General features: G+C 71.7%; 24 protein-coding genes and 1 pseudogene. 12 read left to right on the plus strand and 13 right to left on the minus strand.

What is annotated here, in order from left to right; genetic code table 11:
* Nucleotides 1-60: 60 nt before the first annotated feature.
* Nucleotides 61-822: an isocitrate lyase/PEP mutase family protein gene (locus tag ACYVF7_RS56350; RefSeq protein ID WP_460356425.1), complete on the minus strand. Its 762-nt coding sequence runs from the start codon at nucleotides 820-822 to the stop codon at nucleotides 61-63.
* A gap of 64 nt (nucleotides 823-886) precedes the next feature.
* Nucleotides 887-2,308 (minus strand): MFS transporter, encoded by a 1,422-nt coding sequence (locus tag ACYVF7_RS56355; RefSeq protein ID WP_460356428.1) that lies wholly within the window; start codon nucleotides 2,306-2,308, stop codon nucleotides 887-889.
* Between the two features lie 167 nt (nucleotides 2,309-2,475).
* Here ACYVF7_RS56355 and ACYVF7_RS56360 point away from each other — a divergent pair, with 167 nt between their 5' ends.
* From ACYVF7_RS56360 to ACYVF7_RS56380, 5 genes are all read left to right on the plus strand, one after another.
* The gene (locus ACYVF7_RS56360; protein ID WP_460356431.1) at nucleotides 2,476-3,474 is read left to right on the plus strand and encodes a sigma-70 family RNA polymerase sigma factor; all 999 of its coding nucleotides are present in this window, start codon (nucleotides 2,476-2,478) and stop codon (nucleotides 3,472-3,474) included.
* Between the two features lie 152 nt (nucleotides 3,475-3,626).
* Complete coding sequence (locus ACYVF7_RS56365; RefSeq protein ID WP_460356433.1) at nucleotides 3,627-4,730, plus strand: hypothetical protein; 1,104 nt, start codon at nucleotides 3,627-3,629, stop codon at nucleotides 4,728-4,730.
* Nucleotides 4,731-4,869: 139 nt separating this feature from the next.
* Nucleotides 4,870-7,059, plus strand: a complete 2,190-nt coding sequence (locus ACYVF7_RS56370) for an MMPL family transporter (protein ID WP_460356436.1) — start codon at nucleotides 4,870-4,872, stop codon at nucleotides 7,057-7,059.
* 127 nt (nucleotides 7,060-7,186) lie between these two features.
* On the plus strand, nucleotides 7,187-8,434 hold the full coding sequence (locus tag ACYVF7_RS56375; RefSeq protein WP_460356438.1) for a sensor histidine kinase: 1,248 nt from the start codon (nucleotides 7,187-7,189) through the stop codon (nucleotides 8,432-8,434).
* Complete coding sequence (locus ACYVF7_RS56380) at nucleotides 8,431-9,108, plus strand: response regulator transcription factor (RefSeq protein ID WP_460356440.1); 678 nt, start codon at nucleotides 8,431-8,433, stop codon at nucleotides 9,106-9,108. Before ACYVF7_RS56375 ends, ACYVF7_RS56380 begins: the two co-directional genes overlap by 4 nt.
* Nucleotides 9,109-9,174: 66 nt before the next feature.
* On the opposite strand, the gene ACYVF7_RS56385 is transcribed toward ACYVF7_RS56380, so the two are convergent.
* The 4 genes and pseudogenes from ACYVF7_RS56385 to cseB all read right to left on the minus strand — a co-directional run bounded on the left by ACYVF7_RS56385 (nucleotide 9,175) and on the right by cseB (nucleotide 13,025).
* Nucleotides 9,175-10,332 carry a trypsin-like serine protease gene (locus ACYVF7_RS56385; RefSeq protein WP_460356444.1) on the minus strand — a complete coding sequence of 386 codons (1,158 nt, stop codon included), beginning with the start codon at nucleotides 10,330-10,332 and terminating at the stop codon, nucleotides 9,175-9,177.
* A gap of 124 nt (nucleotides 10,333-10,456) precedes the next feature.
* Nucleotides 10,457-10,753, minus strand: a pseudogene (locus ACYVF7_RS56390) (trypsin-like serine protease); the annotation flags it as partial.
* 285 nt (nucleotides 10,754-11,038) lie between these two features.
* On the minus strand, nucleotides 11,039-12,307 hold the full coding sequence (locus ACYVF7_RS56395) for an ATP-binding protein (RefSeq protein WP_460356447.1): 1,269 nt from the start codon (nucleotides 12,305-12,307) through the stop codon (nucleotides 11,039-11,041).
* Between the two features lies 1 nt (nucleotide 12,308).
* On the minus strand, nucleotides 12,309-13,025 hold the full coding sequence (gene cseB / locus ACYVF7_RS56400; protein ID WP_460356450.1) for a two-component system response regulator CseB: 717 nt from the start codon (nucleotides 13,023-13,025) through the stop codon (nucleotides 12,309-12,311).
* A 128-nt stretch (nucleotides 13,026-13,153) separates the two neighbouring features.
* Between cseB and ACYVF7_RS56405 the strand changes: the two genes are divergently transcribed.
* Nucleotides 13,154-13,909 carry a hypothetical protein gene (locus ACYVF7_RS56405; RefSeq protein ID WP_460356453.1) on the plus strand — a complete coding sequence of 252 codons (756 nt, stop codon included), beginning with the start codon at nucleotides 13,154-13,156 and terminating at the stop codon, nucleotides 13,907-13,909.
* Nucleotides 13,910-13,927: 18 nt separating this feature from the next.
* Here the strand turns inward: ACYVF7_RS56405 and ACYVF7_RS56410 are convergent, their stop codons facing one another.
* Genes ACYVF7_RS56410 through ACYVF7_RS56425 form a run of 4 tightly spaced genes read right to left on the minus strand, consistent with a single transcriptional unit; the run spans nucleotide 13,928 to nucleotide 17,600 of the window.
* Nucleotides 13,928-14,518: an O-methyltransferase gene (locus ACYVF7_RS56410; protein ID WP_460356456.1), complete on the minus strand. Its 591-nt coding sequence runs from the start codon at nucleotides 14,516-14,518 to the stop codon at nucleotides 13,928-13,930.
* A gap of 33 nt (nucleotides 14,519-14,551) precedes the next feature.
* Nucleotides 14,552-15,475, minus strand: a complete 924-nt coding sequence (locus tag ACYVF7_RS56415) for an SMP-30/gluconolactonase/LRE family protein (RefSeq protein WP_460356457.1) — start codon at nucleotides 15,473-15,475, stop codon at nucleotides 14,552-14,554.
* Nucleotides 15,475-16,353, minus strand: a complete 879-nt coding sequence (locus ACYVF7_RS56420) for an NmrA family NAD(P)-binding protein (protein WP_460356459.1) — start codon at nucleotides 16,351-16,353, stop codon at nucleotides 15,475-15,477. Before ACYVF7_RS56420 ends, ACYVF7_RS56415 begins: the two co-directional genes overlap by 1 nt.
* 2 nt (nucleotides 16,354-16,355) lie before the next feature.
* The gene (locus ACYVF7_RS56425) at nucleotides 16,356-17,600 is read right to left on the minus strand and encodes an MFS transporter (RefSeq protein ID WP_460356462.1); all 1,245 of its coding nucleotides are present in this window, start codon (nucleotides 17,598-17,600) and stop codon (nucleotides 16,356-16,358) included.
* Nucleotides 17,601-17,688: 88 nt separating this feature from the next.
* On the opposite strand from ACYVF7_RS56425, the gene ACYVF7_RS56430 reads away from it, so the two are divergent.
* The 4 genes from ACYVF7_RS56430 (at nucleotide 17,689) to ACYVF7_RS56445 (ending at nucleotide 20,713) form a co-directional block, all read left to right on the plus strand.
* Entirely contained in the window at nucleotides 17,689-18,588 is a 900-nt protein-coding gene (locus ACYVF7_RS56430; protein WP_460356464.1) for a LysR family transcriptional regulator, read from the plus strand.
* 69 nt (nucleotides 18,589-18,657) lie between these two features.
* Nucleotides 18,658-19,110 (plus strand): TetR/AcrR family transcriptional regulator, encoded by a 453-nt coding sequence (locus ACYVF7_RS56435; RefSeq protein ID WP_460356468.1) that lies wholly within the window; start codon nucleotides 18,658-18,660, stop codon nucleotides 19,108-19,110.
* Entirely contained in the window at nucleotides 19,107-19,274 is a 168-nt protein-coding gene (locus tag ACYVF7_RS56440; protein WP_460356471.1) for a hypothetical protein, read from the plus strand. The genes ACYVF7_RS56435 and ACYVF7_RS56440 overlap by 4 nt, the downstream gene beginning before the upstream one ends.
* A complete protein-coding gene (locus tag ACYVF7_RS56445; RefSeq protein WP_460356473.1) occupies nucleotides 19,271-20,713 on the plus strand; it encodes an MFS transporter in 1,443 nt (480 codons plus the stop codon). Before ACYVF7_RS56440 ends, ACYVF7_RS56445 begins: the two co-directional genes overlap by 4 nt.
* Before the next feature lie 63 nt (nucleotides 20,714-20,776).
* Here the strand turns inward: ACYVF7_RS56445 and ACYVF7_RS56450 are convergent, their stop codons facing one another.
* Nucleotides 20,777-21,439 carry a DUF4232 domain-containing protein gene (locus tag ACYVF7_RS56450; RefSeq protein WP_460356476.1) on the minus strand — a complete coding sequence of 221 codons (663 nt, stop codon included), beginning with the start codon at nucleotides 21,437-21,439 and terminating at the stop codon, nucleotides 20,777-20,779.
* A gap of 386 nt (nucleotides 21,440-21,825) precedes the next feature.
* Here ACYVF7_RS56450 and ACYVF7_RS56455 point away from each other — a divergent pair, with 386 nt between their 5' ends.
* Nucleotides 21,826-22,443: a DUF4189 domain-containing protein gene (locus tag ACYVF7_RS56455; protein WP_460356479.1), complete on the plus strand. Its 618-nt coding sequence runs from the start codon at nucleotides 21,826-21,828 to the stop codon at nucleotides 22,441-22,443.
* A 47-nt stretch (nucleotides 22,444-22,490) separates the two neighbouring features.
* Here ACYVF7_RS56455 and ACYVF7_RS56460 read toward each other — a convergent pair whose 3' ends face one another.
* Nucleotides 22,491-23,162: a response regulator gene (locus ACYVF7_RS56460; RefSeq protein ID WP_460356481.1), complete on the minus strand. Its 672-nt coding sequence runs from the start codon at nucleotides 23,160-23,162 to the stop codon at nucleotides 22,491-22,493.
* A 4-nt stretch (nucleotides 23,163-23,166) separates the two neighbouring features.
* Nucleotides 23,167-24,285 (minus strand): sensor histidine kinase, encoded by a 1,119-nt coding sequence (locus ACYVF7_RS56465; RefSeq protein WP_460356483.1) that lies wholly within the window; start codon nucleotides 24,283-24,285, stop codon nucleotides 23,167-23,169.
* A gap of 197 nt (nucleotides 24,286-24,482) precedes the next feature.
* Between ACYVF7_RS56465 and ACYVF7_RS56470 the strand changes: the two genes are divergently transcribed.
* Complete coding sequence (locus ACYVF7_RS56470; protein ID WP_460356485.1) at nucleotides 24,483-25,973, plus strand: nitrilase-related carbon-nitrogen hydrolase; 1,491 nt, start codon at nucleotides 24,483-24,485, stop codon at nucleotides 25,971-25,973.
* Nucleotides 25,974-26,022: the final 49 nt, after the last annotated feature.

Here is a 26,022-nt window from a genome sequence, read left to right on the forward strand (position 1 = left end):
GCCACGCGCCTTGGCCGTCTGCCCGGCGCCGGACCGGCCCCGGGCCCCGGCCGTCGTACGTCAGGTCAGCAGTTTCTGGACGGTGGTCCTCAGGTCGGCCATGGCCGCACGGTGGAAGCGCGGGCCGTACGACACCCGCGCCACGCCCAGTTCCCGGAGCGTGGCCAGGTCCAGATGTTCACCTGTGTTGCCGTTGACCGGGCCGGGTATCTCGGCGACGAGGGCGACGACGTCGCGCTTGTCGCGCACGCCGATCGGGTAGACGCAGTCGGCGCCGGCGTCCCGGTAGAGCCGGCCCCGTCGTACCGTCTCCGCGACCCGGTCCGGCCCGGGTATCCCGCCGGCCGGCAGGAAGGTGTCGACGCGGGCGTTGATGACGATCGGGACCCCGGCATCGTCCGCGGCGGAGCGGACGCCCGCGAGCCATTGGGCGTGCGCACCGGCCTCGGCCAGGCCGCCGGCCCGGTGATCGGTGTCCTCCAGGTTGCAGCCGACCGCGCCGATGTCCAGCAACCGCTCCACCAGTTCACGCGGCCGCATGCCGTATCCCGCCTCGGCGTCCACCGTGACCGGGACCGGCACCGCCCGGGCGACCCGCCCCGCCGCGGCGAACATCTCCTGCCACGGCGCTCCCTCACCGTCGGGGTGACCGAGCATCGCCGCGATCGCGGCGCTGGAAGTGGCGACCGCGGGAAACCCCGCGTCGGCCACGATCGTCGCGCCGGCCGCGTCCCACACGTTGGGCAGCACGAGCATCTCTCCGCCGTGCAACTCGCGGAGCCTTTCGGCGTGAGTCTTCAGATCCGCCATGTCAGCGGCCATCGATTTCCTCCATGTCGAAGAGCGGCACGCCATCGGGCGCGCGGATTTTTCGCGGCTCAGCGGATCAGCGGGTCAGTTCGGGTTCCGGCCGGGGTACGGCCGGCGTCGGCGCCTGCCGGGCCATCCGGCTCCGTCCGGGAATGAACAGACCGGCGAGCGCACCGGCCAGCGACAGTGCGCCGCTGACGGCGATGGCGGGCGCGAAGCCGTCGGAGAAGGTTCGCGCGGTGCCGTAACCGCCCTTGGCGGTGAACACCGCGGCGAGAACCGCCACGCCGAACACCGCGGCGAACTGCCGCAGCATGTTGAAGACGCCGGAGGCCTTGCCGATCTCCTGCCGCACGACGGCGTTGATGACCGAGGTCTGCGCGGCGGGCATCGCCAGGCTGGCTCCGGCGCCGGCGACGACCATCGGCGCGATCAGCTGCGCGTATCCCAGCGACGGCTCCGCGACGAGCCCGATCCACCCCATCCCGGCGGCCTGCATGGTCAGTCCGGCGACGATGAGCGTACGGGCCCCGACCCGGTTCACCAGCGCCCCCGCGACAGGCGCCACCACGGTCACGGCCCCCGTCCATGGCATGAGCTGGAGCCCGGTGGCCATCGGGCCGTCCCCCAAGCCCGTCTGGAGGAACTGGGCCATGAAGAACAACGAGCCGTACAGCGACGCGTACAGGAAGAGCCCGGCCGTGTTGCCCGCGGAGAAGCCGCGCGAGCGCAGCAACCGCATCGGCACCATCGGCTGCCGGACGCGGAGCTCCCAGGCGACGAACGCCGCCAGCAGTACGGCCCCGGCCACCAGCGCGCCGTCCACCTCGAACGCGCCCCAGCCGACGCCGCCGGCGCGGATCAGGCCCCACACCAGCCCGAGCGCACCGCCGGTCACCAGCACGACGCCGCCGAGGTCGAAGGAGGTCCCGGCGCCGCGGCTTTCCGGAATGCGCCGGAGCACCAGCGGGATGACGACCAGGCCGATCGGCACGTTGAGCCAGAAGATCCACTGCCAGGCCAGCCCCTGGGTGACGACCCCGCCGACCACCGGACCGGCGACCACCGCCAGCCCGGTGAGCCCGGCGAAGATCCCCAACGCCTTGGCCCGCCGCGCGGGCGGGAACCCGTCGCTCAGCAGCGCCATCGCCAGCGGCATCACCAGCGCGGCCCCGCACCCCTGGACGGCGCGGGCGACGATCAGCCAGCCGATGCCGGGCGCCGTCGCGCACGCCGCCGAGGCCGCCGTGAACAGCCCTAGTCCGGCCGCGAACATCCGTCTGCGCCCGAACCGGTCGCCGAGCGCGGCCCCGGTCATCAGGAGTACGGCGAAACTCAGGCTGTAGGCGTTCACCGTCCATTCGAGCTGTTCCATGGTGGCGGACAGGTCCAGCCGGATCCTGGTCAACGCGGTCGCCACCACGGTGGCGTCCAGTGCCACCATCAGCGACGCCGCCGCGGTCAGGCCGAGCAGCCAGCCGCTTGTCTTCTGCGCCATGCGCGGTCCTCTGGGGTCTGCCGCCCGGACCGTTCCGGGCCGTCGACGAGGTAGACACCACGACGCCCGAAAGTTGGTCGCCCGCCGACCGCCCAGTTCACGACCCGGCCGGTGTCGATACTTGAGATCGGCCAGGAAGGCCGGAGACGTGACGCGGGGGTGGAGTCGTGGCAACCGACCTGATCACCAGGGCGCGGACCGGAGATGAGGAGGCATTCCGGGAGCTCACCGAGCCGCACCGTCAAGAGCTGCAGGTGCACTGCTACCGGATGCTCGGCTCCTTCCAGGACGCCGAGGACGCGCTGCAGGACACGCTGCTGGCCGCCTGGCAGGGCATCCAGAAGTTCGAGGCGCACGCCTCGATCCGTACCTGGCTCTACCGGATCGCCACCAACCGGTGCCTCAACGCGCTGCGCGCGGCCAGCCGGCGCCCCGCCAAGGAGTGGGCCATCCCGGGGATCGAACCGCCCGAACCGACCCGGCTCAGCGAGGTCGTGTGGCTCGAGCCCTTCCCCGACGCCCTCCTCGAGGGCGCGATCGACGTGCCGCTCGGCCCGGAGGCCCGCTACGAACAGACGGAGGCGATCTCCCTGGCCTTCGTGACCGCGCTACAGGTCCTGCCGCCTCGCCAGCTCGCCGTCCTCATCCTGCGCGACGTCCTCGGGTTCCACGCGAACGAGGTGGCCGACATGCTCGACTCGACCGTCGGGTCGGTCAACAGCGCCCTCAAGCGGGCCCGCGCCGGCCTCCAGCACCACCTGCCACCGGCCGGCGGGCACGAACCCGCTCCCGGCTCGCCCTCCGAACAGGCGCTCGTGGAAAAGTTCGTCCGCGCGTACGGATCCGGCGACGTCGACGGGCTGGTCGCGTTGCTCACCGACGACGTCCGCGTCTCCATGCCGCCGATCCCCCTCGAGTACCGAGGCCGGGACGCCGTCGCCCGCTTCTACGCCGCAGTCATCCGCCCGGACCGGACCTATGACCTCGTGCCGACCCGGGCGAACGGTCAGCCCGCACTCGCGGCCTACCTCCACGCCCCCACCGGCGTCCGCCACGGGACCGGCCTCCTCGTCCTCACCGTCACGGGCGACACGATCCGCGCCATCACCCGCTTCGACAACAGCGTCCTCCCGTCCTTCGGACTACCGCGATCACTCCCCGCCTGATATCCGGCCGATGACGGTGTCCGCGGTCGACTGGTGGGGCGATCGATGAAGCTGTTGCGCCAGGGAAGCCTTCCCTCACTCCATGGCCATCACTGTGAGTAGTCGATCCGTTGCAATGTGTACTCCGTAAGGGATCCACAACGGGAGGGAACATGATGCCGACCATCGCAGCGGCCGTTCGTACGAGGCGCTCCCCGGGGGCGGCCGTCAAGGCCATCGCCGCGGCCACCGTGGCGGGTGCGACCGCTTCGGTTCTGGTGCTGGGAACGGCGCCGCGTGCGCATGCCTTCGGCACCGTCGGTCATCTGGCCGAACACGAGCGCATCACCCGGGCGGCTCTGGGGTGTGATTCGGGCGGCGGCTCCGGCTGCTTCCAACCGCGGTCGCTGGACCAGGTCGCGGGCAAGAAGGGGACGTTCGGGGCGATCGGCTCGCCGGACAACCCGCTGACCGGGGAGATCTTCACCTCGGCGGCGCACTGCGACAACGCCGACTACGTCGCCGGCCCCCAATACCGCCCGCAGGACCGGGTGCGAGCCACGGCCGCCCTGCTGGAGTGCGTCAACTACGCTCGCGCCCGCGTACGCGCCGGCCTCCGGCGGGCCGCCGACCTGCTCGACGGCCAGGGCCGCATCAAAGCGCGCGAGGTCAGCCTCGACCGCTCGCTGTTCCCGCCGCACCCGGCCGACTGCTTCTTCAACCGGGTATCCGGTCGGGCCAAGTGCGACGTCATCGAGGAGTTCGGGCGCGCCCTGCACGCCGTCCAGGACTTCTACTCCCACAGCAACTGGTCCGATGAGGCCGCGTCCGGACCGGTGGACGTGCACAACCCGCCCGGCGGCCGGCAAAACGTCATCAACCCGCTGTTCGCCCTGTTCGGGCCCGAGCCGACCGCCGCGCAGGTGCCCAGCTGGCTGAGCACCGGCTGCTTCGACGCCAAGGCCGCCGGCAGCGGCGAACGGTTCGGGTGCGTCGACGACGGACGGACCCGGCTCAAGCACGCCTGGATCAACAAGGACCACGGCGTGATCGACCCTCGTACGGGCGCCACCACCTGCACCGAGGGCAACAAGAACGTGTGCACCTCACGTGGCCAGGTCGATGACGACTTCGCGCACGCGGTACGCCTGGCCATCGCCGACACCCGCCGCCAGTGGAACGACTTCGCCACCGCCGTACGGCGGGCCTACCCCGGACGCGGCGACCGCATCGTCTGCGCCCTCACCCACGACGACCCCACCAAGACCTGCCCCTGACACCTCCGCGAAGGCACTACACGCACGCGTCGGCGTACTGCGTTCTCAGTAGTCGCAGTGTCGGCAGCCGCACGACGACGGGCGGGTCTCTCTCGGACAGGCTCGAGGACGTACCTCGAGATCTGATGGGAGACCCGCTGTGGCTTCATTCCTCTATCGGCTTGGCCGTCTGGCCTTCCGGTGGCGATGGCTCGTCGCCGTGTTCTGGGTGGCCGTCATGGCCGCCGTCGGATTCAGCGCCACCAGGGCCTCCGAGGCGCCCGACGACGGGTTCGCCATGCCGGGCATCGAGTCCCAGAAGGCGTTCGACCTGATGGACCAGCGTTTTCCGGGCTCCCAGGCCGACGGGGCGAACGCCCGGCTGGTCTTCGTCGCCCCGAGCGGACAGAAGGTCACGGCGGCGGACAACCGGAAGACGATCGACAAGGTCGTGGCCGAGGCGGCCCACGGGCCGCAGGTCGCCGGTGCGGTCTCCCCGTTCCAGGCGCACGCGGTGAGCAAGGACGCCTCGACCGCGTACGCGACGGTCTCCTTCAAGGCCAAGGCCGCCGACCTCACCGACGCGAGTAAGACGACCCTGAAAGACGCCATCGCTCAGGCCAGGGACGCGGGCCTGACCGTCGAGGTCGGCGGGGACGCGCTCGCGACCCGGCCCGCGGCGGGCGGGCCGTCCGAGGGCATCGGCATCGCCGTGGCCGCCGTCGTGCTGCTGATCACCTTCGGCTCGCTGGCGGCCGCCGGGCTGTCGCTGCTGACCGCGATCCTCGGCGTCGGTGTCAGCATGGCCTCGATCCTGGCGCTGGGCACGACCTTCGGGCTGTCCGCGACGACCGGCACCCTGGCCACGATGCTCGGCCTGGCGGTCGGGATCGACTACGCCCTGTTCGTCGTCTCCCGTTACCGCGAGGAACGGTCCAACGGGCATCTGCCCCGCGAGGCCACCGGGCTGGCGGTCGGTACCGCCGGATCGGCGGTCGTCTTCGCCGGGCTCACCGTGATCATCGCGTTGGCCGGGCTCTCGGTGGTCGGCATTCCGCTGCTGACCAAGATGGGTCTGGCTGCCGCGGGGGCGGTCCTCCTCGCCGTCTTCATCGCGCTGACCCTGGTCCCGGCCCTGCTCGGATTCTGGCCGGACGCCGTGCTCTCGCGCTCCGTCCGCAAGGGTCCGAAGCGGAGCGGCGCGCCTCACGGGCGCAGCCGCTGGGCCGCCTTCGTACTGCGGTTCCCCATCCCCGTGCTCCTCGCCGGCACCGCGGGCCTGGCCGCGATCGCGCTTCCGGTGACGCACCTGCAGCTGGGCATGCCCGGAGACGAGGCCAAGCCCACCTCCACCACCGAGCGCCGCGCCTACGACGACCTCGCCAGAGGGTTCGGCCCGGGCTTCAACGGTCCCCTCGCCATCGTCGTAGACGCGAAGGGGGCCGGGGACCCCAAGGCCGCGGTGAAGACGATCTCCGAGAAGATCGGTGCCACCGCCGGGGTCGTCTCCGTCTCACCGGCCCGGTTCAATCCGGCGGGCGACACCGCGGTCTTCTCCGCGGTACCGGCCACCAGCCCCACCGACCAGAAGACCAAGGACCTCGTCAAGGTCATCCGCACCGAACGCCCCGCCACCGAGTCCGCCACCGGAGCGACCTTCGAGGTCACCGGCAGCACCGCGGTGAACATCGACGTCGCCGCCAAGGTCCAGGACGCGCTGATCCCCTACCTGGCGGTCGTGGTGGGCCTGGCGTTCCTGCTCCTGCTGGTGGTCTTCCGGTCCGTGCTGGTGCCCATCAAGGCCGCCGTGGGCTTCCTGCTGTCGGTGCTGGCCGCCCTCGGTGCCGTCGTCGCGGTCTTCCAGTGGGGCTGGCTCGCCGGTCTCCTCGGCGTGCACCAGACCGGCCCGATCATGAGCATGATGCCGATCTTCCTGGTGGGCATCGTCTTCGGGCTCGCCATGGACTACGAGGTCTTCCTGGTCACCCGCATGCGCGAGGCGTACGTCCACGGAGAACCCGCCGGCCAGGCGGTCGCCTCCGGGTTGCGGCACAGCGCCCGGGTGGTGGTCGCCGCCGCACTGATCATGATGGCGGTCTTCAGCGGGTTCATCGGCGCCGGTGAGTCCATGATCAAGATGATCGGGTTCGGCCTGGCCATCGCGGTCCTCTTCGACGCCTTCGTCGTACGGATGGCGATCGTGCCCGCCGTCCTCGCCCTGCTCGGCGACCGGGCGTGGTGGATGCCGCGCTGGCTGGACAGGCTGCTCCCTCGTATCGACGTCGAGGGAGAGGCGTTGAGCCACGGAGCCGCCACCTCCCCGCCACGGCTGCCCGAACCCGTCCACTAGGCCCGAGGCCGCACGGCCGCCCCAGGTGGCCGTGCCGCTTCTCCCGGCAGGACGCCTCGGTGGCTCTCCTCGCATACCGTCGAATCGTCGTCCACGCTGGTCACAGCACCGACAGGAAGTCCCTTCAATGATCACAAGCCGGTGGCGAGGCCTCCGCGCCCAGCTCCGCCCCGTCGACGTGGTGGCGTCGCTGCTGCTGTTCGCCTGCTCCTTTCCCGGCAGCGTGGTCGGGCTCCCCGGCAGCACGGGCCACCTCGGGGTCGCGTGGTGGCCCGGCGTGCTGCTGGCGGGCATCTCCTGCATCGCCCTGCTGTGGCACCGCGGTCGCCCCCGCGCCACCGTCGCCGTGACCACCGCCTGCGCGGTGGCCATGGCCGCGCTGGGCTACCTGCTGACGGTCCTGCTGCTGGGACCGCTCATGGCCGCCCTGTACTCGCTGGCGACCCAGATCGACCGCAGGTCCACCCGGCTCTACGCCCTTTCCACCGCCGCACTGCTCGTGGTGAGCACCGACCTTCTCCTCGGCCCCAGCGGTCACCCGGTAGACGCGAAGGTGGCCGGCGGTCTCACCGTCCTGCTTCTCAGGGGGGTCGGACCCGCCGCCTGGCTGCTGCTGCCGACCGTGCTCGGCAGTGCGGTCCGGCTGCGGCGGGCCTACCTGGAGGAGGTGAAGGCCCGCGCCGAGTACGCCGAGCGCACCCGCGAGGAGGAGGCCCGGCACCGCGTCGCCGCCGAGCGCATGCGCATCGCCCGCGAACTGCACGACGTCGTCGCCCACCACCTCGTCCTGGCCAACATGCAGGCCGGCACCGCCGCGCACCTGGTACGCACCCACCCCGACCAGGTCCAGAAAATCCTCGCGGACCTCTCCGGCACGACCTCGGCGGCGCTGCGCGAGCTCAAGGCCACCGTCGGGCTCCTGCGCCAGGCCGACGACCCGGCCGCACCCATCGAGCCGGTCCCCGGGCTCGCGCGGCTGTCCGACCTGACTGGTTCCTTCGAGCCCGCCGGGCTCAAGGTCACCGTCAGCACCGAAGGGGAGCCCAGGTCGCTGTCCCCAGGGGTGGACCTCACCGCGTTCCGGATCGTGCAGGAAGCGCTCACCAACGTCACCAAGCACGCCGGCACGTCGGCGGCGCAGGTGAACCTCGCCTACTCTCAGGACCGGCTGACCGTCACGGTCACCGACGACGGAGGCGCACCGGCCCCTTCCGGTCCGGCGCCGAACAGCGGCTTCGGCCTCGTCGGCATGCGCGAACGCGCCCTGTCGGTCGGGGGCCGCCTGCGGACGGGTGCCCGCCCCGAAGGCGGCTTCCAGGTCACCGCCGAACTCCCGCTGCACCCCACGTCCCTGGAAGAAGACCGAATCCGATGACCATCCGTGTGCTGCTCGCCGACGACCAGGCCCTCCTGCGGCAGACCTTCCGGATCCTGATCGACTCCTGCGCCGACCTGGAGGTCGTCGGCGAAGCCGCCGACGGCAGGGAGGCCGTGGAGCAGACACGCGCCCACCACCCCGACGTCGTCGTCATGGACATCCGCATGCCCGGCACCGACGGCCTGACCTCCACCACCGAGATCTGCGCCGATCCGGACCTGTCCGCCACCCGCGTCCTCATCCTCACCACCTTCGAGATCGACGAGTACGTCGCGCGGGCCCTGCGCGCCGGCGCCAGCGGCTTCCTCGGCAAGGACATCGCCGCCGACGACCTGCTGGCCGCCATCCGTACGGTGGCCTCCGGCGACGCGCTCCTGTCCCCTGCGGCCACCCGCGCGCTCGTCACCCGCTTCCTGGCCGCCCCCGAACCCGGTGGCCATCTCGTTCCGCCCGAGCGGCTGGCCGCGCTCACCGACCGCGAGCGCGAGGTGATGGCCCTGGCCGCGCAGGGGCTCTCCAACGACGAGATCGCCGAGAAGTTCGTCGTCAGCCCGCTGACGGTGCGCACCCACGTCCACCGCGCCATGGCCAAACTGCACGCCCGCGACCGCGCCCAACTGGTCGTCATCGCCTACCAGTCCGGTCTCGTCCACCCCGCCGCCGAACGATGAGACGACGAGTCGGAGAATGCGGCTACGCGTTCAATGACGCCGTCACCGGGGTGGCCGTCGTGGTGGTCAGGGGCGGGGCGTGGCACTGGTGAGGGTGCAGCCCTGGCGGGACAGGTTCAGCTTCGATCCCTTGGTCAGACAGGCTGCGATCATGTAAACCTGCTGGCCGTAGCCACGGCCCTGCGTGGAGGTCACGGCTCCGTCCGGGCCCACCTCGCAGGGGTTGTTGTCGGTGCACTGCTCGCCGGCGTCGTTGTGGGTGTTGTGGATCCCCACGACCGTGGCGCCGTCGGGGGCCAGCAGCGCCGAGCCGGATGTGCCGTGCCAGGGGTCGCAGTCTTTGCTGGTGGTGTAGCGGATCGAGTCGTCCTGCTGGTAGCCGCCCTCCCGCAGGTGCGTGACCACGGCCTCGGCGGTGCAGTTCAAGCGGACGCTGGGGTAGGCCATGGTCAGCGAGTCGCCCGCGCTCACGGGGGTGGAGGTGAGTTGGAAGACTTTCGCGCCCTCGGCCCTCAGCTGCGCGTAGGTCTTGTCCAGGCGGTAAAGCGCGATATCGGTGCCGGTCATCGTCGCGTACACCAGCCGGTTCGCGCGGGCGGTGGTCTGGGGGTAACCCTGACGGTCGGCGATGGGCACCTCGCGGTCGGCGGGCTGGTCCACCAGCGCGGCTCCGGGCGCGGGCCGCTGTCCCTGCACGCAGTGACCGTTGGTCAGCATCAGCGCCGGGTCCTTCGGCCGGGAGGCGGGGGTGCGGACCACTGAGCCCACGCAGTCGTTCAGGTCCACCGCGCCTTCCACGTTCGGGATCTGGTCATCGGGGGGCACGTTGGTGCCGGTGATGATGCCGTTGATCCAGTCGGCGTGCTTGGTGACATCGGTGAACAGCGTCGGCGCGTTGTCGCCGCCGGGGCCGCTGACCACACCGGCCACCGCCCACTGGCCGCCGTCGCGGACGAGCGCAGGCCCGCCGGAATCCATGTTGCTCGCGGCGACCCCGCCGTCCCGGCTACCGACGCACAGCTCTCCGCTGGGCGCGGCTGACGGACACGTCGAGATCGGCTGCACTACGGTGTCAGCCTCCCGCAGCCGCGTGGGGAAACACGCCGGATTGTTGCTGTCGTCGCAGGTCATGCCCCAGCCCATGATGCGGACGGGCGTGTTCTCCGATGGCGTGGTCGAGGCGATCCGCACGGGCTTGGCCCGAACCGGGGTCCGCAGGTGCATCAACGCGAGGTCCCTGCCCCAGAACCCCCCCCTCATCGCGGTTGGTCGCCAGCCGGTAGTAATGGTCGACCTCGGCGACCTCGCCTCCGGACGTGGTGTTCAGTGACCCGATCCGGACCTTCCAGCCACGCGGGACACCCACCTTCGCGCCGGTCGGGTTCCTGCCGGCGCAGTGGCTGGCTGTCAGTACCCATCGCGGCGCAAGGACCTCCACCCCACAGCCGTGTCCATCCGGGCGCGGCGGCCGGGGAAAGGACGGCTGGAACGAGCCCATGAACGAGTAAGCCCGGGTTGACTCGGTGCCACCCACGATGGCCTGCGCCGGAAAGGCGGCCATCAGGGTCGCGGTCAGCGCCAGGGCAACGGCTGCCAGGGCCAGTACGGCAGAGGCGGCCGATCGCCGGGGACGGGCAGGGTGCATGAAGACCTCCGGGGACTCGCATGCGGGATTCGCATGCACCAGCCACTTTGAAAGCCAAAGGTGTCCGGTCCGCCGCGACACTGTCTCAGTGACCGCTTAGGTGTGTATCGGCCCTGTATCACTGACGTTCGCCGCCGGACAGCTGGTTTGAGCTTGTGGTGGAGGCGGCCCGCCAAGTTGACGCGGGTCAGGCTCGCCACGGCCCGGCGCCTCGGAGCTTCGGAGCGCCGACGAGGCTCCGGCCCCGGGGCGCGGGTCCCAGCCTCGGGGGCGCGGGTCCCGGCCTCAGAGCCGGTCGTCGGCCGGTAGGTGAAGCGTGGCGATCGCGCCACCGTCCGGTGCGTTGCCGAACGTCAGGCGACCGCCGATCACTCCCGCCTGCCCGGTGGCGATGGTCAGGCCCAGGCCGTGGCCCTGGCCGCGTTCGGCCGCGCCGGTGCGGAACCGCCCCGGCCCGTCCACCAGCAGCGCCTCGGGGAACCCGGGACCGTGGTCGCGCACGACGATCGTCGCGCCGCTCACGGTGACCTCCACCGGAGGGCTTCCATGGCGGTGCGCGTTGATGACCAGGTTGGCGACGATCCGGTCGAGCCGACGCGGATCGCTATACGCGACAGGGGCACCGGTCACCGTCAGCCGCGCCTCCGCTCCCGTCCGGCGTACAGACTCCTCGACAACCTGGTCCAGCGGCAGCGAAGCGAGGTCGGCCTGCTCCACGCCCGCGTCGATGCGCGTGATCTCCAGCAGGTCTTCGACCAGCGACCGCAGCGCCCGTACCCGGTCGCGTACGAACTCGGTGGCCTCGCCGTCGGGAAGCAGCTCGGTGGAGGTGACCAGGCCCATCAGCGGAGTGCGCAGCTCGTGGGCCACGTCGGCGGTGAACCGCTGCTCGCTGAGCAGGCGTTCCTGCAGCGCGCCCGCCATCGCGTCGACGGCCACCGAGATCTCGGTGATCTCGTCGCCGCCCCGGCCGCGACGGCCACCCGTCATCGCCCGCGCGTCCAGGTCGCCGTCCGCGATGCGCCGTGCGGTCCGGGCGACCCGCCTCAGTCGCCGGTTGGGCAGCTCGGCGGCCAGCCCGGCCAGGGGCACGACGACCGCCAGCACGGCCAACGAGGCCTCGACGACGTGCCGGTCGAGGGCCTGCAGGCTGAGCTTCGCGCTGGTCATGTCCATCCGCACGAACAGCAGCCGGCCGTCGACTCGCTGCGCCGCCCACATCCAGGGGGTGTCCGGCCGCCGGTCGTCGTACCAGGTGGCGTACTGCCCCGATCTGTTCACCCGCTCGATCAGGGCGGGCGGGATCAGTCGCGGGTCGCCTTCGTCCGGGGATGCGGTGCCCGTGCGCCGGTAGGTCGCCACGTCCTGCTGTAGTGCGACGTAAGCCCGTCCCCTGGCCTGGTTCATGAGCCACCCGAGGGTGGTCTTGTGGACCAGTAGCCCAACGGCCAGCGCGACCGCACAGCACGCCACAGCCGCCAGCGCGGCGATCCTCCAGCGGAGCGATCGCCAGTTCAGCAGGTCGGGTGTCCGTCGGACGATGGCGTTTCCCACGTCAGCGCCGCAGCTTGTAGCCGAAGCCGCGGACCGTCTCGATCCGCTCGGCACCGATCTTCCTGCGCAGCCGCTGAACGCACAGGTCGACGACGCGGCTGTCACCGTCCCACCCGTAGTCCCAGACGTCGCGCAGCAGCGTTCGCCGGTCCAGCACGATCCCCGGGTTCGCCGCGAACGCCAGGAGCAGGCGCAACTCGGTGGGCGCCAGGGCCACCGGCTCACCGGCCCGGCGCACCTCCAGACCTCCCGGATCGATGGTCAGATCCCCGAAGACCAGATCGGAGGCGGGCTCCGGGGGATCCCCGGAGGCCGGCCGGAACGCGGCTCGGCGCAGCAGGGAACGGATCCTGGCGACCAGCACGGAGGTGTCCACGGGCTTGACGACGTAGTCGTCGGCCCCCGCCTCCAACCCCGCCACGACGTCCAGCCCGTCACCGCGCGCGGACATCATCAGGATCGGGACCTGGCTCCACTCCCGGACCTTCCGGCACAGCCCGATACCGTCCAGCGCCGGCAGCATCACGTCCAGCAGAAGGACATCGTGCCGCTGCTCCCGGTACGCCTCCAGGCCCGTGAGGCCGTCGCCCGCCACGCTCATCCGGTAGCCGTAGCGCTCCAGCGCCATCGCGACGGTCTTCCTGATCACCTCGTCGTCCTCGACGAGCAGCACGGTGACCGGAGCCGACGAACCACTACCGACGTCCGAAACCGACATTGCCCCCCAAGGGTCCTCGCAGGCCGAGCCCACTTCGTACGCGCCGAAGCTACCCGGAAACCGTAGGGTTCACCTACCTTCGGCGGCACATGGCCGCGGACGCCGGTGATGATCGATAACGTGGCGGGATGAGTGACGCGATTCCCCGGCATGTCCTGTGCGTACTCGGCTCCGGGCTGGACCTTTCGGAGATCGAACGGATCGCCGCCGACTTCGGCGGTTTCGTGCTCGACCGTGAGTACTCCGAGACCGAGCCCGATCCTCGGATGCCGAAGGCGTTCGAGGCCAGCATGGCGGGGGCCTCGTTCGACGAGGCGGACTGGGACGCCGTCGAGTCCCACGACACCGTCGGCTACCTGCTGTCCGCGCCGATGATGCGGGAACTGGCGGCCGACACTTCGCGGCGGCTGCTGGCCGCGACGGCCGCTCTGTTGCGGTCCGGCGCCACCGCGGTGAAGAACGAGAGCAGCGGAATCGCGCACGGCCGCGACCGCTGGCTCGCCCTGGCCGACCGGGCGGCCGATGCCGAAGACGAGGACCTGGCCGATGCGCTCGTCACCGCCTGGGTGAAGCGGCCGATCTACGACGGCGAGGTGCTCTACAGCTGCGGCATGCACCTGCTCGGCGCGCCCGAGGTGGAGATCGAGGTCGACGAGGAGCAGCTGACCGAGGACGGCGTGCCGGATCTGGTCGCGCACCTGGACACCCTGGCGACCTACCTGCTGACCGATCCGCGCGCGGCGGAGATCGAGGACGGCGCCGGTTTCCGGATGGCCGAGGACGCCCCCCGATGGGTGCTGCGCACCGGCCCGCACGACCGCTGTGACGAGGACGACCTGTTCTTCAACCCCTACGGATACGTCCGGCTGACCCGTCCACGGTGACGCCGGCTTCGTCCGGCGCTATCCGCCGGTACGGCGCCAGGCGAGGTGCAGGCCCTTCCCCACGGACACGGTGCTCCCGGTGACCCTGCCGTCCTCGGCGACGAGGGCGAGGAAGCCGGTCAGCTCGTCCGGACTGGGAGCGAGCACGTTGTCGACCGCCAGCACCCCGCCCGGACGAAGTACGCGAACCGGGTGCGGCCACCAGTTCGTGTACTCCGTCCGCTCGGCGTCCAGGAAGAGGAAGTCGACACTGCCGTCCGGCAGCTCCGCCAGGTGGCGACCGCCGTCGCCCTGGATGAGGTGCACGCGTTCGGCCAGCCCGGCCCGGCGGAGGTTCTCGCCGGCCTCGTCGGTACTCGCGGTGTCCACGCTCACCACCGTGCCACCGGTGTCGGCGGCCGCGTCGGCGAGCCAGATCGTCGAGTAGCCGTTGGACGTCCCGATCTCGACGATGTCGCGCGCACCGGTCATGCGTACCGCCAGGGTCAGCAGCTCGGCGGCGTCGGGCTCGAGGTTGCGCCGTCGAAGCAGCCGGTCCGACTGTCCGGCATCGTGGGCCGATCCGTCCGCGTAAAGCTCATCGAGCAGTGCCCGGCGACGGTCATCCATGACGATCAGCAACCTCCGGCTCTCGGCCGCCGCTCAGGGGCGGGGAATGGCGACGGCAGTGTACGGCGTATCCCGGGTCGGCGGCGTGTCGAAGCGGGCGTTGGGAAGGTACAGCCGGGTCCCGAACGCGGCAACGGTCGCCGGCACGTCGAACAATCGGGGAGCACCCACCCGCCGTACGACGTGGCCGTCGGTGCCCGCCGCGTTCAGCCGCAGCACGGCCACGACGTTGCGCCGGTTCTGCACCGCGTACAACGTCCGGCCGCGCAACAGCAGGCCGTCGCCGTCCGGCAGCGACTCGCCGTGCAGGTCCACTCGGCGGGTCGCACCGGACGGGTCCACGCGGAACAGCCCGCCGGTGTTCGACTGCACGACGATCAGGCCCCGGCCGTCCGGGGTCGGCGTGATGCCGTTGGCGTTGAAGCCCGCGCCGTACACCAGATCCCCGGTGAGCGGGATCCGCACCGCGGCGGCGGGCAGCCGTCCGCCGCGCAGCGGCAGCTTGTAGAGCACCGGGTTCGTGGAGTCGGTGATCCACGCGGCGCCCTGGGTGAGGATGACGTCGTTGACGAACGACGGGCCGGTGGCCAGCCGGTACGAGGCCAGCACCCGGCCGGTGCGGGCGTCGACGACGCGCGCGTCGCCGCCCGTGCCGCCCGCCACGAACAGCCGTCCGTACGGGTCGAGCTTCATCCCGAGGGACGGCGTGCCGGGCCCGCGGCTGACGATCGCGCCACGTCCGGTGCGCAGGTCGGCGCGGTAGATGGAGCCGTCGGCCATGGAGCCGATGAAGGCGAACGGGCCGAGGCCGGTGGCGATGCCCTCGGGCTGGAAGCCCTTGGGCAACGAGATCGATGTCGGGAATGTCCCGACGGATGTCGCCCTCGCGGAACCGCCCGTAACGACGGCCAGTGTGAGCGCGGCGAGAATCGCCCCGGGGACCCTGATCGATCGCATCACTTGACGTCCTCCCTGGTGAACGCCGCGGCGTGGTCGCGGGCGAAGTCGGCGATGTCACGCGGCGGGCGGCCGAGAAGGTCGGCGACCGTGCCGGTGGTGAAGTCTCCCCACTGGGAGGCATACGCCTGCGCGTACTCCTCGAGCATGTCGGCGATCCATCCCGGGACGCCGTAGCCGAGCAGCGTCTTGCGCTTGGCGTCGTCGCTGACCGGCAGGTACGTGATGGACCTGCCAAGGGCGAGACTCAACTGGCCGGCGACCTCGTCGAACGTCAGCGAGCGCGGGCCGGTGAGGGTGTACGTCTCGCCGTGGTGGCGATCCGGGTCGTCGAGGAGCACGCGGGCGGCGCACTCGGCGATGTCACGTACGTCGATCATGCCGAGCCGCGCAGCGGCCATGTTCAGCGAGAACGTGCCGGTGGCGGCGATGTCGCCCGCCTCGTTCAGCAGGTTCTGCATGAACCAGTGCGGACGCAGGATCGTCCAGCGCATGCCGCACCGTTCGGTCTCCCGGTCGGACAGCGCGTGCAGCCTGCCGCTGCGGTTCGGCGCGTCGTGTGCCGCGCCGACGGCGGACAGGCGCACGACGCGCTCCACGCCGGCCTGCCGCGCGGCCCACACGACGTTCATGTTGTGCTCCGGAGTGCGCGGGCCGTTCGGCGTGAGCAGCCACACGTCCTGCACGCCCTCGAAGGCGGGCGGCAGCGACCGGGCGTCATCGAGGTCGCCGACGAAGACCTCGGCGCTCCGCGGGCCGCCTGCTCTGGGCTCTTCGCGGACGAGTGCACGAAGGTCCACGTCGGCCCCTTCCAGCGCGTTGATCAGCGCGGTGGACACGGTTCCGGTGGCGCCGGTGATCAGCACGGTGCGTGACACGTTCATTCTCCCTTGGTGGTGGCGGGGATACGGGCCAGGTTGCGGACGACGTCGGGCGCCGCCCGGTCGACGGCGACGCGGCGCTCCAGGACCCAGAGCACGACGGTCCCGGTCGAGAAGGCGGCGCCCAGGACGCACACGCCGGTCCAGCCGCCGTGCACCCAGACCACCGAGGCCAGCCCTGACCCCACCGCGCCGCCGACGAAAAAGGTGGTCATGAAGGCGGAGTTGATCCGGTTGCGGGCCTCGGGCCGGAGCGCGTAGAGGACGTTCTGGCTGCTGTTGAGCACGGCCTGATGCGCCAGGTCCAGCGCGATCACTCCGGCGAACAGCAAGGCCGGCGAGCGGGCGCCCGCCGCGGTCGCCGCCCAGGACACCACCAGCAGGACCGTCCCGACACCGCAGACGATCTGTACGTAGCCGCGGTCGGCCAGCCGCCCCGACACCGTGGCGGTCAGCGCACCCACGGCGCCGACCAGGCCGAAGAGGCCGATGGCCGACTCCGACCAGCCGTACGGCGGCCGCACCAGCAGGAAGGTCAGCGCCGTCCACAGCACGCTGAACGAGGCAAAGCTCAACCCGGCGATACCCGCCCGCCACCGCAGCAACGGCTCGTACCGGAACATGGCGACCGTCGAGCGCAGCAAGCCGGCGTAAGAGCGGCCTTCGCCGTCTCCGCCGAGCCGGGGCAGGAAGGTGCGCAGGAGCACGGCCATCAGCGCCATCAGGGCCGCGTTCACCCAGTAGACCGTGCGCCACCCGCCCAGCTCCGACAATGTTCCGGACGCGGTGCGGGCCAGCAACAGGCCGAACATCAGCCCGGTCATCACCGTGCCGACCACCCGCCCACGCTCGGCCGGGGCGGCCAGCGTCGCCGCGAACGGCACCACGACCTGCGCTCCGACCGAGGTCAGCGCGGTCAGGGCCGTACTGGCCAGGAGCACCGTGCCGTTGGAGGCCGTCGCCGACAGCAGCAGGAACACCGCGGTCGCCGCGTAGAGCGACACGGCGAGCCGCCGCCGCTCCATCAGGTCACCGAGCGGCACCAGCAGGATCAGCCCCAGTGCGTACCCGACCTGTGCGGCCGTCACCAGCAGCGCCGCCGACGACGGCCCGATCCTCAGTTCCCGGCCGATCAGGTCGAGCAGCGGCTGCGCGAAGTAGTTGCCCGCGACCGCCAGTCCGGTCGCCGTCGACATGAGCAGCAGCAGCCCCCGCGACAGGCTGTTGTCCGTGTGAGATCTCATCGCCGTCATGGCCCCAGCCTCAACGAGAGAGCATCGATGAGTCCAACGCATGTTTGTCATCGAACCGATCGTGATTCACGATTGATCCATGGAGCTTCAGCAGATGCGCTACGTCGTCGCGGTCGCGGAGACGAGCAACTTCACCCGCGCCGCCGAGCAGTGCATGGTCGTCCAGTCCGCGCTGAGCCACCAGATCGCCCGGCTGGAACGCGAGCTCGGCGCCAAGCTGTTCGACCGCACCAGCCGCCGCGTCCGGCTGACCCCCGCCGGCGACGCGTTCCTCCCCGCGGCCCGCCAGGCTCTCGAGGCGGCCGACCGAGCCCACGCCGAGGTGGCGGCGGCCCTCGGCGAGATCCGTGGCCGGCTCGCCATCGGCGCCATCCCCACCGTCACGGCGGTCGATCTGCCGGCCGCGCTGAAACAGTTCCACCTGCGGCATCGGCAGGTGCGGATCAGCCTTCGCTCGGGCGCCAGCGAGGAGCTGATCGAACGGGTACGGCAGGGCACCCTGGACGTCGCCTTCCTCGGGCTTCCGCCGGGCGCACGCCCCCAGGGCGTCCGCAGCCGCGAACTGGCGCGCGGCGACCTCGTCGCCATGGTGGCGCCCGACCACCCGCTGGCGGACGAGGAACGCATGGACCTGCAACGGCTGTCCGATGAACCGTTCGTCGACTTTCCGCTGGGCAGCGCCGCGCGGGCCCAGACGGACGAGGCGTTCGCGGCGGCCGGAGTCCGGCGCGAGGTCGCCTTCGAAGTGACGACCGTGGACTTCATGGCCCGGCTGATCCGGCAGGGACTGGGCGTCGGGATGATGCCCGCCGCCTTCGTGTCCGACCTCCCCGACCTGCGGGTCCTTCGGCTTCGCGACGCTCCCGCCCGCATGGAGCACCTCATCTGGAGTCGCTTCCCGCCGTCCCCTGCCGCCGCGGCCTTCCTGTCCGCCCTCGGCATCTCGGCAGCGGAATCCTCGGAATCGCCCGGCGCGTGAACGCCCGGCGAGTGCTCTTGATACGGGGCGCCGGTAGACACTGTCTACGGCGACTGGTAGACAGTGTCTATGGAGTCGGAGGAGAGTCTTCGGGACCGGCTGGTCGAGGTCGGGGTGGAGCTCGTGCTGACCGAGGGCGTCGCGTCACTGGGGCTGCGGGAGATCGCCCGCAGGGCCGGTGTGTCGCACGGCGCGCCTCGCCGGTACTTCCCCACTCACCAGGCGTTGCTGTCGGCGATCGCCCAGCGCGGATTCGCCGAGCTGGCCGGACGGTTCGCCGAGGCCGTGGACGAGGCCGCGTCGCCGCGCGCACGGTTGCGGGCGCTGGCCTCCGCGTACGTGCGGTACGCGCAGGAGTGTCCCGGCATGTTCGAGCTGATGTTCCGGCACGATCTGCTCCGTGGCCAGGCGCGCGCGGCCGGCCCCAGCTGCGGGAGGCGACCCTGCCGATGTTCGGCCGGATCGTCGAACTCGTCGCCCGCTGCCGGGAACAGGATGAGGGGAACCGCCCGGCGGCGGTGACCGCGGTCGCGCTGTGGGCGAACGTGCACGGCCTGACCCAGCTGTGGGGGTGGGGCAGCATCGGGCTGGCGCTGGGCGAGGACGACTCTCCGCGGACCGGCGACCGGCTCGACCGGCTCATCGACGCGGTCATCGACGCCCACCTGGGCGAGGCGAACGCGTGAGCGGCGCGGTACGGCGGCGCCTGGCCCTGGTGACCAGCGCGGCGGGCGCGATGCTGGTCGCCCTGGACGGCACGGTGCTGGTCATGGCCCAGCCCAGCATCCGGCACGACCTCGGCGCCAGTCTGGCGCAGACGCAGTGGACCAGCACCGGCTACCTGCTCCCCGTGGCCGCGTTGCTGGTCGTCGCCGGACGCCTGGGCGACCGGTACGGCCATCAGCGGCTGCTGCTGTGCGGCGTGGTCGGTTTCGCGGGGGCCTCGGGCGGGATCGCGCTCGCCCCGGGCATCGGCTGGGTGATCGGTCTACGCGTGGTGCAGGGAGTGTTCGGCGCCCTGCTTCAGCCGGCGACGCTGGCGTTGCTGCGCCTGGCCTACCCGGCGGACCGGCTCGGCACGGCGGTCGCCGTCCGTACCAGCGCCATCGGGGTCGCCTGTTCGGCAGGGCCGGTCCTCGGCGGTGTGCTGGTGGCGCACCTGGGCTGGCGCAGCGTGTTCGTGGTCAATGTGCCCGTCGGGCTGGCGATCGCCGTGGTCGCCACGGCGGTACGGGTGCCCGCATCGGGGCGGCAGGAGTCCGCGGGCCGCCGGATCGATGCCGTGGGTGCGGCGCTGGTCGCGGGTGTGCCGGCCGTCTTGGTGTACACCCTGGTCGGCGTCCCGGCACACGGCTGGACCGGCGGGCCGACCCTGGCCGGCCTGCTCTGCACCACGGCCGGCGCGGCACTCCTGGTCGTCCACGAACGCCGCACCGCCCAGCCGATCGTGCCGCCCGCGGTGGCGCGCTCGGTCCCGGTCATGGCCGCCATGGCGCTTCTTCTCCTCACCACCGGCGGCATGTTCGGAGCCCTGTTCGTGGCGACCTTCCTGCTCCAGGACATCCAGGGGCTCAGTCCCGTGTCGGCGGCGCTGCGCGTCCTGCCGCTGACGGTGCTCATGGTCCTCGGCGCACCACTGGCCGGCGTCGCGGTGCGCCGGTACGGGCCGCGCCGCACCGCCGTCGTCGGCTCGGCCCTGCTGGCTCTAAGCATCGGTCTGACCTCGACCGGCACGGGGGCCGTGAGCGGCATCTGCTTCGCGCTGATGGGCGCCGGCTTCGCCGCCGTGATGGTCACCGCCACCGGCACCGTCGTCGGCGACGCCCCCGCCGGGTACGCCGGAGTCGTCGGCGGACTCAAGCAGACCGCCGTGAACGTCGGCCCGACCCTCGGCATCGCGGTCGCGACCATCCTGCTTCAGGCGGAAGGGTTCCTGACCGCCGGCTCTCCCACGCTGCGGGCGGCGTCCGCGTCCGCCCAGGCGGCACGGCCGGCGCTGCTGGGACTGACCGTGGTCGCCGCACTCGGGCTGCTCCCCGCCCTGCTGCTGCCGACGCGGTCGGGCACCGCTCCCCGGCGTCCTGAGCGGACGGCGGAACCCGCTCTCGACCGGGCCGCCCCATAGAAGGGGATCACGCCGAAAGGCTCGCACCTGTCGCGTCCATGCGGACAGGTGCGAGGCGTCGGGTCAGGTGAAGTTGACGCCCTGCATGCTGGGCTGGATCGTGCCCAGGGTGAGGGAGTCGCAGATCGGCGGCCGCTGACCGCCCAGGCCGCGGAAGGTGAGCGGGATCCAGGTGCTGTGCCAGGCGACGCCGAGCCCCGAAGTGGTGCCGCAATTCGGGCCGGTGTGCCACTTCATCCCGGCGAAGACCGATCGGCCGGGGCGCAGCGTGATGGTGCTGCCGCGGCCGGGGTAGTTGGTCCGCGTCGCGGGAAGCGGCGTGTAGTCCGGGCCGCCGGTACCGATCGGCGCCCATCCGGCCGGGACGAGACACGTCTCACTCGACCTGTTGGTCAGAATGAGCGTGCCGTTTCCCTGTTCCTCGGACATGGAATTCTGCACCTGAATCTCGGCACGCATTTCCGAGCCCATGCAACTCGGTGTGTCGCCCTTACCGGCGGACGTCGGCCTGCTGCGCGTGTGGCCGCTTCCGGTGGCGCCGGAGGAGGAGGCCGGCGGTGCCGACGCGGTCGAGCCGGACGACGAGTCCGGCGAATTCCCCGACGCCGACGCGCTTCCGTTGAAGTTGCAGGCGCTGAGTGCGAGAACGGCCATTCCGCCACCACAGGCCAGAACAGCGGCGGTACGCAGACGCTTGAGCTCCATTGGTACGGCCTCCTCGTACATTTACTTATTTGCGAACTACTGGGTTCGATGTCCCCAATGGGAGTACGAGTTCGCCGTAATACCGAACTGATTTGCCCCGCCCGGCGTGAGGGTTATCACACGAACTTCCGCCTCATGATCATCCGGAGGGGGTGCCCGAGCGGTCGGCGGCGAGTGATCATCCAATGGCGGAGAGCGGCGTATCGCTCGGCGAGCTCCTGAGGCCAGGCGGCGGGTGGGCACGGCGGCGTCCTGCACGCCGAGGGGGCTGCCGGCCCGTCAGAACGGATGGCGACCACCGGGGCGACCTGGAACCGAGTTGCCGGAAGTGACGTCTTAGCCCTGCTTCGTAATCATGAACCGATACGATCTTCCGGACACTGACGCATTTGGGGAGTGGGTCACCCGTGCAACCCCCGCAGCCGCCGTACGGCGGTCAGCCGCCCTCCTACGGGCCTCCCGGACCACCGCCGCCCGGGCCCCCGGGATGGGGACCGCCGGGTCCGCCGCAGCGGCCGAACAACAACGCGGCGGTCATCGTCATCGTCGTCGTCGCGGCCTTCGTGCTGCTGCTCGGCGGCGGCGCCGTCCTGTTGCTGGCGTTCGACTTCGGCTCCTCGGGGCACAGGTCGGCGATCGCGAGTCCCACGGTGCCGGACTTCCCGACGCCGCCCAGCTACAGCCCGCCGGCGGTGCCCAGCTACACGCCGTACTCTCCGCCGGACACCTACTCCCCGCCGCCTCAGAACTGGGGAGCCATCGCCGTGGCGAGCGACGGCAGCGTCGGCAAGGCCTGGGATTACAGTTCCGCGTCCACCGCCCAACGGCGAGCGATGAACGAGTGCCCCCGCTCCAGCTGCAAGGTCCTCACGACCTTCGTCAACGGCTGCGGCGCCATCGCGTACAACCCCCGTACCAACAGGTACTGGGGCGGTCACGGCGACACCCGGACCGTGGCCGAGAGCAACGCCATCTCCAACGCGGGCGGCGGCCACTGGACCACCTGGGTGTGCACCACCCGATAGGGGCCCCGAGCTCAGACACGTCCTGGGGGTGTCCGGACCGGACACCCCTAGGGGGCCGCGCCCTCGTGGTCGCCGGGGACGACCAGGCCGGACTCGTACGCGAAGACGACGGCCTGTGCCCGGTCGCGCAGGTCCAGTTTGGTCAGCAGGTTGCTGACGTGGGTCTTCACCGTGTGCTCGGTGACCACGAGATCCGCCGCGATCTCGGCGTTGGACCGGCCGCGCGCGAGCAGCCGCAGCGTGTCCATCTCCCGGTCGGTCAGCTCGCCGAGGCGCTGCCGCAGCCGGGGCCGGGCCTGCCCCCGACCGACGAACTCGGCGATCAGGCGCCGGGTGATCGCGGGGGCCAGCAGTGACTCGCCCTCGGCGACCAGTCGGACCGCGCGTACGAGGTCGTCGCGCCGCACGTCCTTGAGCAGGAAGCCGCTGGCTCCGGCGCGCAGGGCGTCGTAGACGTACTCGTCGACGTCGTACATCGTCAGGACGAGGACCTTGGCGTTCGTCCTCCGGCACACCTGCGCGGTGGCCTCGACGCCGTCCATGCCCGGCATCCGGATGTCCATGAGCACCAGATCCGGCTCCAGCTCGACCGCCTTGGCGACGGCCTCGGCGCCGTCGGCCGCCTCACCGATCACCGTGATGTCGTCATGGGCGTTGAGGATCATCGCGAAGCCGCCGCGGAACAGGTCCTGGTCGTCGGCTACGAGCACACGCAGCATGCCGTCAACCGATCGGCAGGGTCGCGGTCAGGGTGAACCCCGGGTGCCCCGGCCGGACGGCCAGCCGGCCGCCGCAGGCCGTGACCCGCTCGCGCATCCCGATCATGCCGTGTCCCTCCCGTAGCTCCCGCGCGCCCCGGCCGTCGTCGGCGACCTCGATCTCCAGGGTCTCACCGGACCAGCGGAGCCGTACGCGGACGGTCCTCGCTCCCGCGTGCCGGATCGTGTTGGTCAGCGCCTCCTGGACGATCCGGTACGCGGCGATGTCCACGTCGGCGGGAAGGCGCCGTGGCTCACCGTCCATGTCGGTGGAGGCGTCCAGGCCCGCCCGGCGGGCGTTGTCCAGCAGGGTGGGCAGCGCGTCGAGCCCCGGCTGCGGACCTCGGGCCGGACCGGAACCGACGTCGCTTCCACGCAGCGCGCCGAGGATCAGGCGGAGCTGGCCGACCGCGTCCCGTCCGGCCTCCGCGATCGCCTCGAAGACCGCCTCGGCCTTCTCCGGGTGATCGCGTACGACCAGCGGGCCGGTCTCCGCCTGGATCACCATGAGGCCGACCGAGTGGGTCACGATGTCGTGCATGTCGCGGGCGATCCGGGTGCGTTCGCGTTCGACCGCGGCGACGCGTTCCTCACGGACGCGGCGTTCGCGCTCCCGTTCGGCGTCCCGGGCGGCCCGCCGGGCCCGCGCCCCGACGCCGACGGCGTACGCGGCGACGATCGCGGTGACGAGGTAGCGGTAGGTCTCCAGATCCTCGTGCGGGACGACGAGCGACACGGCCACACCGACGGCCAGGCCCACGAGGCCCGCGGCGCGCCGTGCCCGGGAGAGATCCCGCGCCGCGAACGTGTAGGTCCACACGAGGACGCCGTACGGCAGGAGCAGCAGGGTCCCGGGCAGCGACTTCGCCGCGATCGCCAGGATCGTCGTCGCGGAGCCCACGACCGCCCCGACGGTGAGAAGGGCGCGGCGCCGCCACAGCATCGGCACCGACATCAGGGCGGCGAGCACCGTGAACCACCACGGCTGCCGCTGCGGGACGATCGCCGGCGTCACCGTCATCACGGTGACCGCGATGGCGATCGCGACGTCGGCCCGCGACGGATTGAGGATGTTCGCCCGCATGACCTGCTCCGGGATGTGAGAGGGACCCGGAAAGACTAGGCGCGCGGCACCCGCCGTCACCTCCCTCCCCCGGCCGAGGGCCCTCTCACTCCCGCGAGCGAGACGGTCTGCCCGTGCGGACGGCACGCGGATCGCTCGCGTCGGCGATGTGCGTCCAGACCGGATCCGGGACCGTCGGGGCGGCTGAAGGAGGCCGCATGATGAACTCACCGATTCGGCGTCTCGCCGTGGTGCTCGCCGCGACCGCGCTGTCGACGACGCTGTTCCTTTTCGGCACCGGGCTCACGCCGGTGCCCTGGCTCACCTGGCTCGCACCGCTGCCGGTGCTCGTCCTCGCCTCCCGCGTCGGCGCTCGCCCCGCGTTCTTCGCGGCGTCGGCCGCGTGGCTCGGCGGCGAGACGACGATGTGGGGCTACTTCCTGAACACCGTGCGGGTCCCGCCGCCGATGGCCGTCACGATGATCGTCGGATCGGCGCTGCTGTTCGGGCTGGTCGTTCTCCTGTGGCGGGCGCTGATGCTGCGAGGGCGTCCGCTGACGGCCGCCGCGGTCGTGCCGGCGGCGTGGGTCGCCGTCGAGTACGCGGTCTCGGTGGTGTCACCGAACGGGGCATGGTGGAGTCTGGCCTACACCCAGGCCGGCGTCCTGCCCGTCCTGCAGACCGCCTCGCTCACCGGACCGTGGGGAATCACCTTCCTGCTCCTCGGAGTTCCCTCGGCCGCCGCCGCGCTCCTCGCACCAGGGGCGGCCGGGTGGGCGGCGGGGCGGATGCGGGTGGCGGTCACGGCCGCGGTCGTCCTCGCCTTGGCGGTCGGGTACGGCGCCTGGCGGCTGCGCACGCCGGACGGCGAAGGCGCCGAGAAGGTGGCGCTGCTCGCGACCGACCGGGACGGCTGGGTCCCGGTCGCCTCGCCGGAGGGACGCGCCCTTCTCGGGCAGTACCTGGCGCGCATCCCGGACGTCGCCGCACGCGGCGCGCGGGTCGTGGTCATGCCGGAGAAGGCGTTCATCGCCGACGACGCGACGCTGCCCGCTCTGACGGCACCGCTCGCACGGCTCGCGGCCGAGCGGCACGTCGACATCATCGCCGGGCTGATCCTCAAGCGGGCCGGCGTCCTCCGCAACACGGCCATCGACGTCCCCGCCGACGGGAGCCGGCCGGTCGAGTATTTCAAGCACCATCTCATCCCCGGCCTGGAGAGCGACTTCCAGCCCGGGACCCGGAAGGCGTTCGTGCCGGGCTCGGGCACCCGCTGGGGGATCGCCATCTGCTTCGACCTGGACCTGCCCGGCCTGGTGCGCGACTACCGCAAGAGCGGCGCGACCACGCTCTTCGTGCCCGCCTGGGACTTCGACCGGGACCGCTGGCTGCACGGCCGGATGGCGGTGACCCGGGGAGTCGAGAACGGGCTGACCGTGGCACGCGCGGCGCGGAACGGCGATCTGGTCGTGAGCGACGCGCACGGCCGGATCCGGGCCGAGGCGCACAGCGCGGACGCGCCGTTCGTCTCCGTCGTCACCGCGCTGCCCACCCGCTCGGCCGACACGGTGTACACGAGGTTCGGCGACTGGTTCGCCTGGGTCTGCGCCCTCCTGCTCCTGGCCGGACTCGCGTCCCTCGCCCGGACTCGGCGTACGGCGGGCACCCACCATTCGCCGCCCGTACGCGCCGCCTCACCCACGCGGTAGGTCTCAGCCGTCGCAGCGCGGCACGGTGACCGGGACCTCGCGCGAGCGA

Source organism: Actinoallomurus acanthiterrae (assembly GCF_054775715.1).